Annotated in this window: 14 protein-coding genes; 7 read left to right on the top strand and 7 right to left on the bottom strand. The window is 57.1% G+C overall.

Going from position 1 to position 11,366, the window contains the following annotated elements:
• Window position 1: 1 nt before the first annotated feature.
• From ppiC to ectA, 5 genes are all read right to left on the bottom strand, one after another.
• Window positions 2–283: a peptidylprolyl isomerase PpiC gene (ppiC, locus tag Q0753_RS06675; protein ID WP_298718757.1), complete on the bottom strand. Its 282-nt coding sequence runs from the start codon at window positions 281–283 to the stop codon at window positions 2–4.
• A 312-nt stretch (window positions 284–595) separates the two neighbouring features.
• Entirely contained in the window at window positions 596–2,032 is a 1,437-nt protein-coding gene (locus Q0753_RS06670) for an aspartate kinase (protein WP_298718755.1), read from the bottom strand.
• A 142-nt stretch (window positions 2,033–2,174) separates the two neighbouring features.
• Window positions 2,175–2,576, bottom strand: coding sequence for an ectoine synthase (locus Q0753_RS06665; RefSeq protein ID WP_298718754.1), 402 nt, complete (start codon window positions 2,574–2,576; stop codon window positions 2,175–2,177).
• Between the two features lie 233 nt (window positions 2,577–2,809).
• A complete protein-coding gene (ectB, locus tag Q0753_RS06660; protein ID WP_298718753.1) occupies window positions 2,810–4,081 on the bottom strand; it encodes a diaminobutyrate--2-oxoglutarate transaminase in 1,272 nt (423 codons plus the stop codon).
• Between the two features lie 74 nt (window positions 4,082–4,155).
• Window positions 4,156–4,674, bottom strand: a complete 519-nt coding sequence (gene ectA / locus Q0753_RS06655) for a diaminobutyrate acetyltransferase (protein ID WP_298718752.1) — start codon at window positions 4,672–4,674, stop codon at window positions 4,156–4,158.
• Between the two features lie 289 nt (window positions 4,675–4,963).
• Between ectA and Q0753_RS06650 the strand changes: the two genes are divergently transcribed.
• The 7 genes from Q0753_RS06650 (at window position 4,964) to cdd (ending at window position 10,162) form a co-directional block, all read left to right on the top strand.
• Entirely contained in the window at window positions 4,964–5,173 is a 210-nt protein-coding gene (locus Q0753_RS06650; RefSeq protein WP_104487633.1) for a cold-shock protein, read from the top strand.
• Window positions 5,174–5,358: 185 nt separating this feature from the next.
• Complete coding sequence (locus Q0753_RS06645; protein ID WP_298718751.1) at window positions 5,359–6,198, top strand: hypothetical protein; 840 nt, start codon at window positions 5,359–5,361, stop codon at window positions 6,196–6,198.
• 99 nt (window positions 6,199–6,297) lie between these two features.
• Window positions 6,298–6,639 (top strand): DUF413 domain-containing protein, encoded by a 342-nt coding sequence (gene maoP, locus Q0753_RS06640; protein WP_298718750.1) that lies wholly within the window; start codon window positions 6,298–6,300, stop codon window positions 6,637–6,639.
• Between the two features lie 167 nt (window positions 6,640–6,806).
• On the top strand, window positions 6,807–8,228 hold the full coding sequence (sbcB, locus tag Q0753_RS06635; RefSeq protein ID WP_298718749.1) for an exodeoxyribonuclease I: 1,422 nt from the start codon (window positions 6,807–6,809) through the stop codon (window positions 8,226–8,228).
• A 10-nt stretch (window positions 8,229–8,238) separates the two neighbouring features.
• Entirely contained in the window at window positions 8,239–8,577 is a 339-nt protein-coding gene (locus Q0753_RS06630) for a CidA/LrgA family protein (protein ID WP_298718748.1), read from the top strand.
• Window positions 8,574–9,263, top strand: coding sequence for an LrgB family protein (locus Q0753_RS06625; RefSeq protein WP_298718747.1), 690 nt, complete (start codon window positions 8,574–8,576; stop codon window positions 9,261–9,263). The genes Q0753_RS06630 and Q0753_RS06625 overlap by 4 nt, the downstream gene beginning before the upstream one ends.
• A 20-nt stretch (window positions 9,264–9,283) precedes the next feature.
• Window positions 9,284–10,162: a cytidine deaminase gene (gene cdd, locus Q0753_RS06620; RefSeq protein ID WP_298718746.1), complete on the top strand. Its 879-nt coding sequence runs from the start codon at window positions 9,284–9,286 to the stop codon at window positions 10,160–10,162.
• A 100-nt stretch (window positions 10,163–10,262) separates the two neighbouring features.
• On the opposite strand, the gene recR is transcribed toward cdd, so the two are convergent.
• Complete coding sequence (recR, locus tag Q0753_RS06615; protein WP_298718745.1) at window positions 10,263–10,868, bottom strand: recombination mediator RecR; 606 nt, start codon at window positions 10,866–10,868, stop codon at window positions 10,263–10,265.
• A 139-nt stretch (window positions 10,869–11,007) separates the two neighbouring features.
• Window positions 11,008–11,337 carry a YbaB/EbfC family nucleoid-associated protein gene (locus tag Q0753_RS06610; protein WP_298718744.1) on the bottom strand — a complete coding sequence of 110 codons (330 nt, stop codon included), beginning with the start codon at window positions 11,335–11,337 and terminating at the stop codon, window positions 11,008–11,010.
• Window positions 11,338–11,366 lie beyond the last annotated feature (29 nt).

Here is an 11,366-nt window from a genome sequence, read left to right as displayed (position 1 = left end):
GTCACGTGCGATACAGCACCTTGATCAGATGATAGCCGAAGCGGGTTTTCACCGGCCCCTGAATGACCAGTTCGGGGCCGCTGAACACCGCCTTGTCGAAGGGGCCGACCATATCCCCCTTGTTGAACTCGCCCAGATCGCCGCCACGCTTGCCGGAAGGACAGGTGGAGTGTTTTTTGGCGAGTTTGTGAAAATCACCGCCTTTATCCAGCTGCTGTTTTATCGCCAGGCATTCGGCTTCGGTTTTTACCAATATATGCAGGGCACAGGCACGTTTTGCCATGGAAAGAGTCCAGATGTCAGAAAACAAGGGTTCAGTGTGCCAAAAAGTGGGGATACAGGGAAGCGTGAGGCGTGAGGCGTGAGGCGTGAGGCGTGAGGCGTGAGGCGTGAGGCGTGAGGCGTGAGGCGTGAGGCGTGAGGCCAGGATTATAGTCGCCGCTTCAGTCGTCGCAAGCCCGCAAGCGACCAGGCGCATAAAGAGTCAGTGTTAACGGCCTGCGTTGCAGGCCCTGCAGAAGGAGGGGATCGACAAGGAATCAATCGACTCGACTAACTCTTCCCCCCTCCCCCCTCACCCCTCACAAAAACAACATCAGGCTACCGCCAGCGCCACCGTTTCGGCGTGGGTCTGCACCAGCTCGTCATGCAGGGAAACCACGGCTTGCTCGTAGTATTCATCATCGACGATAAACTGCATTTCCACCGCGCGCAGCGACTGGTGTACCGCGCGAACCGGCACCTTGGCCTTGTTCAGGGCGCCGACCGAGCGGGCCAGCAGACCCGGGATGCTCATGTCGCTGCCCACCGCCGACACCAGTGATACCTTGTGGGTATTCACGTCGGCATTGTCGAATCGGTGCTGCAGGGCACTGACCAGACGGCGTACCTTCTTGCGGTTGCCGGACACATAATAGGTCAGGGTATTGGCGTTCATGTCCTTGGCCACCAGGTTCAGCTTCATGCGATCCAGTTCGTCGGTAAAGCACTCGGCATAGTGCGAGACCCGGCCCACCATGTCCTGATCGAACAGCTCCACCGCAAACAGATTACGGCGACCCGCCACCATCTCTACACAGGGAGAAGGACTGCGATAGTCGGTGGTGATCAGGGTGCCTTCGTGATCCGGTTCGAAGGTGTTGCGTATCCGCAAGGGAATATCCTGCTGACGCAGTCCCTTGGCCGCCTGGGGATGAATGGCTTCCATGCCCAGGTTGGACAACTGATCGGTCACGTCGTAGTTGGTGCGACCGATGGGAATGACCTGATCTTCGCCCGCCAGCCGCGGATCGGCACTGCTCAGATGGTATTCCTTGTGAATGATGGCCTCGCGAGCGCCGCTCAGCACCGCCAGCCGGCTGAAGGTCATTTCGCTGTAACCCCGGTCGAACCGGCTCATCAGCCCTTCTTTACAGTGAGCGTAACCGGTCACTACCGGCAACTGGGTGGACAGGTCGAATCGCTCGAGCGCCTGCTCCAGCACCTGATCCAGCGGCAGTGCATCGTCGGTGCGCCAGCCGGTCAGATCCATCAATACCGCATTAACACCGCTCTGGCGCAGATACAACACCATGTTATGGGCACTGTGGGCCTCGCCCATGGCGGCCAGCAGTTCGCGGATGGTCAGCAACTGCTCTTCCAGCTGAAACTGACCGAAGGCACAAACCTGACGCAGATGATGCAGACAGTCACGAATGCCGGCGATGCGGTCATTCAGAAACGAGTCGGCCAGGGCGCGCTCGGGGCTCAGGCCGAACATCTCCTTGTTGATCTGGGCCATGCGGTTACTGACGTTATCCAGCGTCTGTTCCCAGGCGCTGTCGTCTTCCGCGTCGGCAAAGGTGGCATACACGCCGGGGGCGCCGGTGCGTTTGCATTCCAGCAGGCCGTCGGTTATGCCGCCGAAGGCCGAGACCACCAGCATGCGCTGATAGTATTCGCCGGGCTTGCGCTTGTGCAGCACTATGTTGTCCCGCACCGCCTGATACTGGCTCATCGAGGTGCCGCCAATTTTTTCTACTGTGTGTGACACTATATTATTCCCTTAATTTTTATTGGTTCATTACCGTGGTCGCACATTTTCAGTGGGCCTGGGATCCGTCTTTATATGACGCCCTGCCCAGTGAAAATGCCCGTGGTCGGGGGATACTCCCCCGACGCAGTGTGCTTTATCTTCAGGCTTCGTCGGTGTCGAGCGCATAGACACCGTCGGCGTCGTGTACTTCCTTGCCGGTCAGCGGCGGATTGAATACACAAGCCAGCTTCATGTCTTCGCTGCCACCGCGCAGCAGGTGATTGTCGTGCTTGTCGAGGATATAGAGGGTACCGGGCTGAATGGGATAGATTTTGCCATCGGCCAGATCTTCTATTTCACCGTTGCCGCTCATGCAGTACACCGACTCCAGATGGTTCTGGTAATGGATATGGGTTTCGGTGTCGGCATAGATGGTGGTGATGTGAAACGAAAAACCCATGTTGTCGTCTTTCAGCAGCATGCGGGTGCTTTCCCAGGTGCCGGTTTCGGACTGGACACGGCGTTCGCTTTGTTCACATTCGGCAAGAGTACGTACTATCATGCTGTTTCCTTTCTTTTATTCTGTTTGCAGATAAAGAGGCAACACAGCCGCCTCCCACGACACGCCATAAACTCATCCCTGAGGGCTCGGGAAATGCCGTCCCTGGCATTTCACGGTCGTGGCCGTCGATCTCTGTTGCCTCTTTTTGAGTACCGAGTTGCCTGTAGACCACGCCAACAGGCCACTCTCTGGCATCAGGGAGGATAAAGGGCCATGACTGGCACAAACCGAGCTTAAGACGCCTTCTTCAGGCGTTCGCTGGCAGTTTCCACGATGGCGTCTTCCAACCAGTCCAGACCCTGAGTCAGTTCGGCCTCGGTGATGATCAGCGGGCACAGACACTTCACCACCTCGTCGTTGGGGCCGGCCGTCTCGATGATAAGACCACGCTCGAAACACTTGGAGGTAATCACATCGGCAATGTCGCCATCGCGACAGGCAATGCCCTGCATCAGACCACGCCCCTTCACCTTGTCGAACAACTGCGGGAAGCGATCGGCCATGGCTTGCAGACGCTTGGTGACCAGTTCACCCTTGGCACGCACGTCGGCGGCAAAGGCATCATCCTGCCAGAAGGTTTCCAGCGCCTTGCGCGCGGTAATAAAGGCATGGTTGTTACCGCGGAAGGTACCGTTGTGCTCACCCGGTGACCACTGGTCCAGCTCGGGACGCAGCAGCACCAACGCAAAAGGCAGACCCATGCCGCTCAGCGACTTGGACAGGGTGATGATGTCCGGCTTGATACCGGCCGGCTCGAAGCTGAAGAAGGTACCGGTACGACCACAACCGGCCTGAATATCATCGGCAATCAGCAGAATGTCGTGGGCACGGCAGATTTTTTCCAGTCGCTGCAACCATTTAACCGATGAGGCGTTCAGCCCCCCCTCGCCCTGCACCACTTCAAACAGCACGGCGGCGGGCTTGTCGAGGCCACTGGAATTGTCGTTGAGCATGGTTTCAAACAGCAGCAGGCTGTCTTCACCGGCGCCCGGGTAACCGTCGTAGGGCAAACGGCTGATATCGGCCATTGATGTGCCCGCGCCGCCTCGGTGATGCTGGTTACCGGTGGCGGCCAGCGCCCCCAGGCTCACGCCATGGAAACCGTTGGTAAAGGCCACAATATTGCTGCGACCGGTGACTTTACGGGCCAGCTTCATTGCCGCTTCTACCGCATTGGTGCCGGTAGGGCCGGTAAACTGGGCCACATGATCCAGGCCACGCGGCTTGAGAATGATTTGCTGCAACGCGGTCAGAAACGACGCCTTGGCAGAGGTATGCATGTCCAGGCCGTGAGCAATACCATCGGCCTGAATATATTCAATCAGCGCTTCTTTCAGTATCGGGTGATTATGGCCGTAATTGAGGGTACCGGCACCGGCAAGAAAGTCCAAATAGCGCTTGCCTGTCTGATCGTGCAGCCATACACCCTGAGCCTTGTTGAAGGTCACCGGAAAAGAACGGGCGTAAGTTTGTACACTGGATTCCATTACATCAAAAATACTCATCTCGACTCCTTAAAGTCCTGAGTTAAATCTAAAAACATTAAATTCGAAAAAATGCTGAGGGTCGGCCGGAAGGATCAGCCAAGCGCAATGCGATAGAGGATTTCGCTGCTGCTGCCACCGTTGAAGTGACGCTGCTGGTCAAACAAGACGTGGCGTACGCCCGGGCCGGTGGCCTGGCTACGGGCCAGGCTTTCAAACAGTCCCCAGGAAGGAGCATTGTCGGCGGTGATGGTGGTTTCAATGTGGGTAACACCGGCACAGGCTTCCGATCCCAGCAGGGTATCGAGCAAAGTGCGACCCAATCCTTCACCACGGGCGCGTTTATCTATGGCTACCTGCCAGACAAACAGAGTGTTTGGCTCGGCAGGTTTACGGTAGGCAGAGATAAACCCCAGCAGTGTGCCGTCTTCATCTTCGGCCAACATACAGGTGTCGGCAAAATGCAGGCATTGCAGCAGATTACAGTAGGTTGAATTGGTATCCAGGGGTTTACAGCGGGCAATCAGGCTATTCACCTCATGACCATCGGTAGACTTGGGATGGCGCAACAACAGTTGCAAATCAATGGTCGTATCCGTGTCGGTAGCAATCATTTATAGTCCTAAACTGTTTTAGTTAGTGGGCTAAGTAAAAATCCTTTATTAACCTAACAAACCGTTGATAAATTGCAACCTTATCTCTGTTAAATTAATTTGAACAGCATGCATTTTATCATTGTGATGTGACCAAAAAACCCAAAAAACAGTCACAAACGGAACTTTCCCAGCCCAGTCATCACGGGCGATTGCCGGCCTTTCAGGCTCAGTCCATAACGAGCTGCTACTATCTATGCAGTGGCGATGCTGTTATCGCCACCTTGTCAGACTAAATCGGATACACACTATGAGTACGAAAGAAACAGGAACCGTAAAATGGTTCAACGAGGAAAAAGGCTTTGGATTCATCACCCGGGCTTCCGGGCCGGATCTGTTTGTACATTTCTCCTCCATACAGGGCGATGGTTTCAAAACCCTGCAAGAAGGTCAGCCGGTCACCTTTGTCGTCACCCAGGGCAAGAAAGGGCCACAAGCCGAAGAAGTAGAACTGGCTTGATCTCGTATCAGGCGGCACCCTGGTGCCGCCTAGTCATTGTTTGAACACCAGACATCATCGGGTTATCCTGCACCGACCAGGTTTTCGAGTCTTTCACCTCCAGTCGGTATCCCATGACCAAATTATTTATATCCCTTTGCTTCTTGATTGTATCCATACCTCTGTTCGCTCAGGAAAAGCCTGCCGTGCCCGCCGAACCGGAGACAGCCGCCGAAACGCGCATTCCGCTTACGCCCTTCATGGAGCGCTATATACTGGATGAGCTGAAGGCCGTGCGTACCGAAATGGCCCGTTTTCAGGTCAGCGTCACCGAAGACGTCGTTCAAAAAGAACTGGCGGTGGCCGACAAGGCCATCAGCTACGCCAACGTCACCGTGACTTATTTTTTCTACCTGCTGGCGGGCGCCGCCTCGGTGCTGGCCATCGTGGGCTGGCAATCATTACGGGAACTGAAAAAAACCGCTCGTGAATATGCCGAAACCGAGATGAAAAAAATCACCAGTACCTACGAACACAAGCTGAAGCAGATAGAGCGCGAATTGCAGCGAAAAACCAAGGTTATTGCGGAAAACTATCGGGAAATTGAACGTTTCCAGGAAATTCACGGCCTGTGGCTGCGCGCCAGTCAGGAGCAGAGTCCCCAGGCTAAAATTGATATCTACGATCAGATCCTGGACATCAAACCCGGCGATCTGGACGCCCTGACTCACAAGGCCGACGCCGCCCTGATGATGAACGAGCGCCAGTGGGCACTGAGCCTGTGCAACCGGGTACTGCAGGTAGATCAGCAAAACGCGCACGCCCTGTATCAGCGTGCCTGTGCCCATGCGGGGGTGGGTAATGAAGATCAGGCATTGTCCGATCTGGAGCTGGCGGTGCAGAGCAACGTACACCTGCGCAGTGTGGCGGCCGATGACGAAGAATTCGACCCGCTGCGTCAGCACCCCCGCTTTATCGAACTGACCAGTGACAGCTCCGATCACAGTGGTGGAGATAGTGACTCGGAAGCCAAAAAACAGGCATGAAAATATTTTTAATAACACGTGAAAAAAATTGATTTTGCATACCGGGATCAGCTGCCATACTTTGCGCGAATCATAGAGCCACATAGAGTGAGAATGAACATGAGCTTTGAGTCAACCAAGCCGTTTCAGGACTTCGCCCATTTTCCTCGCGGTCTGCGTCGTTGTGGCGAGTTTACCGTCGCGGAAGCACAACTGCTTGAGCAGTCCGGCCATGCCATGCTGGCGTTGTATACCGGACAACGGGCACCGAATTGCGATGACGAGCAGCGTTTTTTCGAACAGGTACAGCAAGGTGCCGCCACCGAAAGCCGCCATGCCAAGGTCTGGTTGAAATACCTGAAAGTCATCGGTCCAAAACGTGTGCACCGCCTGTGCTCCCCCATGACCGCAGGTAGTGGCAGCGACGACGACTACGAACCGGCTGAAGACAGTGCCGAATAACCCCCTTCGTATCGGGTCGCCCGCATAATGTCGTCAAAAAGGCCGGAACCGCTCCGGCCTTTTTGTTGCCTATGCTCCGTCCGAATCCTCACCACGCTTTGCCCGCCATCGCCACAAGATGGTACTCTAGCGTCAAGCATGACCCACAGCGATAAAGACATCACATCATGAGCAATCACGCAGCACAGCCCACTTTTTTGTTCCACGACTACGAGACCGCAGGCATCAATCCGGCGCAAGACAGGCCGGTGCAGTTTGCCGCCATTCGTACCGATGCCGAGCTGAACGAAATTGGCGAGCCGCTGATGTTCTATTGCCGCTTGCCGGTCGACTATCTCCCCTCGCCCGAGGCAACACTGATCACCGGCATTACGCCGCAAAAAGCCCAGCAGGAAGGGGTGTGCGAAGCCGAGTTTATCCAACGCATTCACGAGCAATTCAGCCAGGCCGGCACCTGTATTCTTGGCTACAACAACATTCGCTTTGACGATGAAGTCACCCGCTATACCCTGTATCGCAACTTCTACGATCCCTATGCCTACAGCTGGCAACAGGGCAACTCACGCTGGGATCTGCTGGATGTGGTGCGCACCTTCTATGCCCTGCGCCCCGACGGCATCCACTGGCCGGAAGACGAAGACGGCAAACCCAGCTTCCGGCTGGAACGGCTGACCGAAGCCAACGGTATCGATCACGGCAATGCCCACGACGCCCTGGCCGATGTGCGCGCCACCATCAGTCTGGCCCGCTTGCTGCGCCAGGCTCAGCCCAAGCTGTTCGACTATCTGTTCGAGCTGCGCAGCAAGCACAAGGTAAAGGCGCTGATTGACGTCATCAACAACAAGCCGCTGGTGCATGTGTCCGGCATGTTTTCTGCCTGGCAGGGCTGCGCCAGCTGGGTTGCGCCGCTGGCCTGGCATCCGGACAACGCCAACGCGGTGATTTGCGTCAATCTGGCCATGGATCTGACACCCCTGGTCGAACTGACACCGGAGCAGCTACACGAACGGCTTTATACCAAACGGGCCGATCTGGGCGAGTTGCCGCCGGTGCCGGTGAAACTGGTGCATATCAACAAGTGTCCGGCTCTGGCCAAGGCGGCGGCACTGTCCGAGCAAAGGGCCGACGAACTGGGTATCGACAGAAACCGGTGCCGGCACAGCCTGGATCTGTTGCGCCGGCATCCGGAAATTCGCGAAAAGGTAGTGGCGCTTTATCAGCTACAGCGGGATTTCCCCCCCATCACCGATGTGGATGCGGCGCTCTATCAGGGTGGTTTCTTCGGCGAGGCCGACAAGGCCGCCATGGCCATGGTGCGCAACAGCACGCCGGATGCCCTCACTGATCTGCCATTGCAGTTCAACGATGACCGCCTGCCCGAGCTGCTGTTTCGCTACCGGGCTCGCAACTACCCGCATACGCTGAATGAGCAGGAATGGCAGCGCTGGCAACTGCATTGTCAGGATCGGCTGTCGGCCCTGGCCGAGCCCTACATGCACCGACTGGAACAATTGGTGATTGAGCATCAGGAAGATGAAAACAAGCTGGCACTGCTGCAGGCGGTGGCCCGTTATGTTCAATCCCTTTAAGAGCCGTCACATGAAACTGATCCGCGACTTTGTGGTGTTACTGTCCTGCCTGATGGTGGGCAAGGGCATGGCGACACTGTTGCCCTTTGCCTTTCCGGGCAGCATTCTCGGTTTGTTACTGCTGTTTTTTCTGCTAAGCACCCAGTTGCTTCCCCTGAGCTGGATCCATGACGGCGGTCAGCTGATCCTGCGCCATATGGCCTTGCTGTTTATTCCTGTCGCCGTGGGTCTGCTCGGCTATACCGACTTGCTGAGCGACGGCCTGGGGTTGATTATCAGCTCCGCTCTCAGCGGCCTGGTGCTGATCCTGCTGGTGGTAGGGCGTCTCTATCAGAGGATGCTGTCATGATGGCCTGGCTCGCGATTCCACTCACTGCCCTTTTCTATCTGCTGACCAGGAAACTGGCCCGCAAGGTAAAAAGCCCGCTGGTAAATACCATCATGCTGCCGGCGCTGGCCATCATCGCCCTGTTGTTACTGACAGGACAAGATCCGGCCGATTACCAGACCGGCGTGAGACCACTTAGCCTGCTGCTGGAGCTGGCGGTGGTCGCCTTTGCCCTGCCACTGTACCAGCAGGCCGCCAAAATCCGCCGCCAGCTGGGGCCCATCCTGTTGTGCTGCTGCCTGTCGGTGTTGATTTCGGTAGGCACTACCCTGCTGATCGGCGGCCTGATGCAGGCACAACCCCAGCTGCTGGCTTCCATCGCCACCAAATCGATTACCACGCCGCTGGCCATGAGCGTTAGCCAGAGCATGGGCGGCATTCCCGCCATCGCCGCCGGGCTGGTGATCATTGTCGGCATGATGGGCGCCATCATCGGCTTTCCGCTGATGCGGCTTGCCGGCATTCACCACCCCGAAGCCCAGGGCCTGGCCATGGGCGCCGGCGCTCACGCCATCGGCACCGGTGCCGCCGCCGAGGTCGGAAACGTACAGGGCGCCTTTTCCTCGCTGGCCATGGTGGTATGCGGCATCGCCACCGCCGTACTGGCCCCGCCACTGTTTCATCTGTATCTTTGGTGTATTGCTTAAATCGCAGAAGGCGCTGACCGATGACCCATGAGGCACTCAAATCATCACTACAGCAGCACCGGCTCGAACATCTGTGTCGCTTCAGCCCGGAGCAAATCACCACGCTGCTACAAGAAACGCAACTGGGAGAAGATACGCTGGCACTGGCCCTGTTGCCGCTGGCCCGGCAAAAATCACAGGTTCCGGTCTCCGGCTTTCGGGTGGGTGCCATCGCCATTGGCGGCTCCGGTCACTGGTATCTGGGCGCCAACATGGAAACCGCCGGCCTGCCCTTGAGCAGCGCACTACATGCAGAGCAGGCGGCCATTGGCCATGCGGCGCTTTTTGATGAGCATCACATCGAGAAAGTGATTGTCAGCGCCAGCCCCTGCGGCCACTGTCGCCAGTTTATGCACGAGCTCAATCAAACCAGTCTGATGCTGGTATTGCCCGACGATCACTTCATGCTGGCCGAGCTGCTGCCCCATGCCTTTGGCCCGGCGGATCTGGGGCAGACTTACGGCATGCTCAACGGACCGGCCGGCGCGCTTGGGCAACAACAAAAGCCACCACAAACAGAGCAAAACCTGGCTTGTCTGGCCGCCCAGGACGAAGCCAACGCCAGTTACGCCCCTTATAGCCATAATCGCGCGGGGGTGGCGTTATTGCTGGACGACGGTCAGCTCTGTCGCGGTCGTTACCTTGAGAACGCGGCCTTTAATCCCGGCCTGGGCCCCATGCAGCTTGCCCTGAGCCAGCTGTTTTTACAGGGCTATACCGCCGACAACATCCGCCGCGCCTTTATTGTGGAAGCCAAAGCGAAGGTACAGCAATATGATGCCGCCGCCCAACTGCTGAGCCGGCTGAGTGCGGTCACGCTCGAGCGACTGGTTCTGGACACAGTGCGGGGTGAGGGGTGATGAGTGAGGGGTGAGGGGTGAGGGGTGAGGGGTGAGGGGTGAGGGGTGAGGGGGAAACGGCGCCAAACCGAGATCATGCATACCACCCCTCACGACAATATCAATCGGCGAAGGTCTTGCGCCCCATGAAGGAGTGGCTGAGAGTGTTGCCGTCCACCAGGTCCAGCTCGCCGCCGATGGGCACGCCGTGGGCGATACGGCTGACGCCGACGCCATGGCTGCGGGCGATATCGGCGATGAAATAGGCGGTCGCCTCTCCTTCTACCGTCGGGTTGGTCGCCAGGATCAGCTCTTCAAACGATTCGGCTGCCAGCCAGTCGGCCAGGTTATCCAGTCCCAACTCTTCCGGCCCTACCCCGTCAAGCGGCGACAGATGCCCCATCAGCACGAAGTAACGTCCCTGATACTGACCTGTCTGCTCGATGGCCACCACATCGGCCGGGCTTTCGACGATACAGAGCTGACCGCTGACCGCCCGCTTGGGATTGGCACAAATCGGACACGTCTCTTCTTCGGTGAAGGTGCGACACTGACGGCAATGGCCAATCTTCTCCAGCGCCTGATCCAGCACATGGGCCAGACGGCGGCCACCGGCGCGCTGACGCTCCAGCAGGGCAAAGGCCATTCGCTGCGCCGACTTGGGCCCGACCCCGGGCAGCACTTGCAGGCTCTTGATCAATTCATCCAACAGGGGGCTAAAACGCATGAGGTCACTCTTGGGGGTAAAGCTGAACGCTAGAAGCTAGAAGCTAGAAGCTAGAAGCTAGAAGCTGAAAGATAAGCAACAGCGTGCTCAGCCACCAGTGTTTTTCTTCCAGCTTCCAGCTTAATACTTAAAGCTTGATTTAGAAGGGCATCTTGAAGCCCGGGGGCAGTTGCATGCCGCCGGTCAGTTCGCCCATGCGGCTCTTGTTCTGCTCTTCAACCCGGCGCACGGCATCGTTAACCGCGGCGGCCAGCAAGTCTTCGAGCAGCTCCTTGTCATCCTGCAGCAGGCTGTCGTCCAGCTCGACACGGCGTACCGAGTGGCTGCCTGCCATGGTCACTTTTACCATGCCGGCACCGGCTTCACCCACAACTTCCAGCTGGGCCAGTTCTTCTTGCAGCTTCTGCATTTTTTCCTGCATCTGCTGGGCCTGCTTCATGATATTGCCCATTCCACCTTTACCAAACATACATGCTCACTCTTGATTAATGGATAAAT

The organism is uncultured Oceanisphaera sp. (genome assembly GCF_947495715.1).
Lineage (GTDB): Bacteria > Pseudomonadota > Gammaproteobacteria > Enterobacterales > Aeromonadaceae > Oceanimonas > Oceanimonas sediminis.
This window is presented reverse-complemented; position numbering and strand designations above follow the sequence as displayed.

Excerpts from the sequence above, each read along its gene's own strand:
- Q0753_RS06630 (WP_298718748.1), top strand. The coding sequence starts at position 8,239 with ATGAAACTGATCCGCGACTTTGTGGTGTTACTGTCCTGCCTGATGGTG.
- recR (WP_298718745.1), bottom strand. The coding sequence starts at position 10,868 with ATGCGTTTTAGCCCCCTGTTGGATGAATTGATCAAGAGCCTGCAAGTG.
- sbcB (WP_298718749.1), top strand. The coding sequence starts at position 6,807 with ATGAGCAATCACGCAGCACAGCCCACTTTTTTGTTCCACGACTACGAG.
- Q0753_RS06650 (WP_104487633.1), top strand. The coding sequence starts at position 4,964 with ATGAGTACGAAAGAAACAGGAACCGTAAAATGGTTCAACGAGGAAAAA.
- ectB (WP_298718753.1), bottom strand. The coding sequence starts at position 4,081 with ATGAGTATTTTTGATGTAATGGAATCCAGTGTACAAACTTACGCCCGT.
- Q0753_RS06665 (WP_298718754.1), bottom strand. The coding sequence starts at position 2,576 with ATGATAGTACGTACTCTTGCCGAATGTGAACAAAGCGAACGCCGTGTC.
- ppiC (WP_298718757.1), bottom strand. The coding sequence starts at position 283 with ATGGCAAAACGTGCCTGTGCCCTGCATATATTGGTAAAAACCGAAGCC.
- Q0753_RS06610 (WP_298718744.1), bottom strand. The coding sequence starts at position 11,337 with ATGTTTGGTAAAGGTGGAATGGGCAATATCATGAAGCAGGCCCAGCAG.
- maoP (WP_298718750.1), top strand. The coding sequence starts at position 6,298 with ATGAGCTTTGAGTCAACCAAGCCGTTTCAGGACTTCGCCCATTTTCCT.
- Q0753_RS06625 (WP_298718747.1), top strand. The coding sequence starts at position 8,574 with ATGATGGCCTGGCTCGCGATTCCACTCACTGCCCTTTTCTATCTGCTG.
- cdd (WP_298718746.1), top strand. The coding sequence starts at position 9,284 with ATGACCCATGAGGCACTCAAATCATCACTACAGCAGCACCGGCTCGAA.
- ectA (WP_298718752.1), bottom strand. The coding sequence starts at position 4,674 with ATGATTGCTACCGACACGGATACGACCATTGATTTGCAACTGTTGTTG.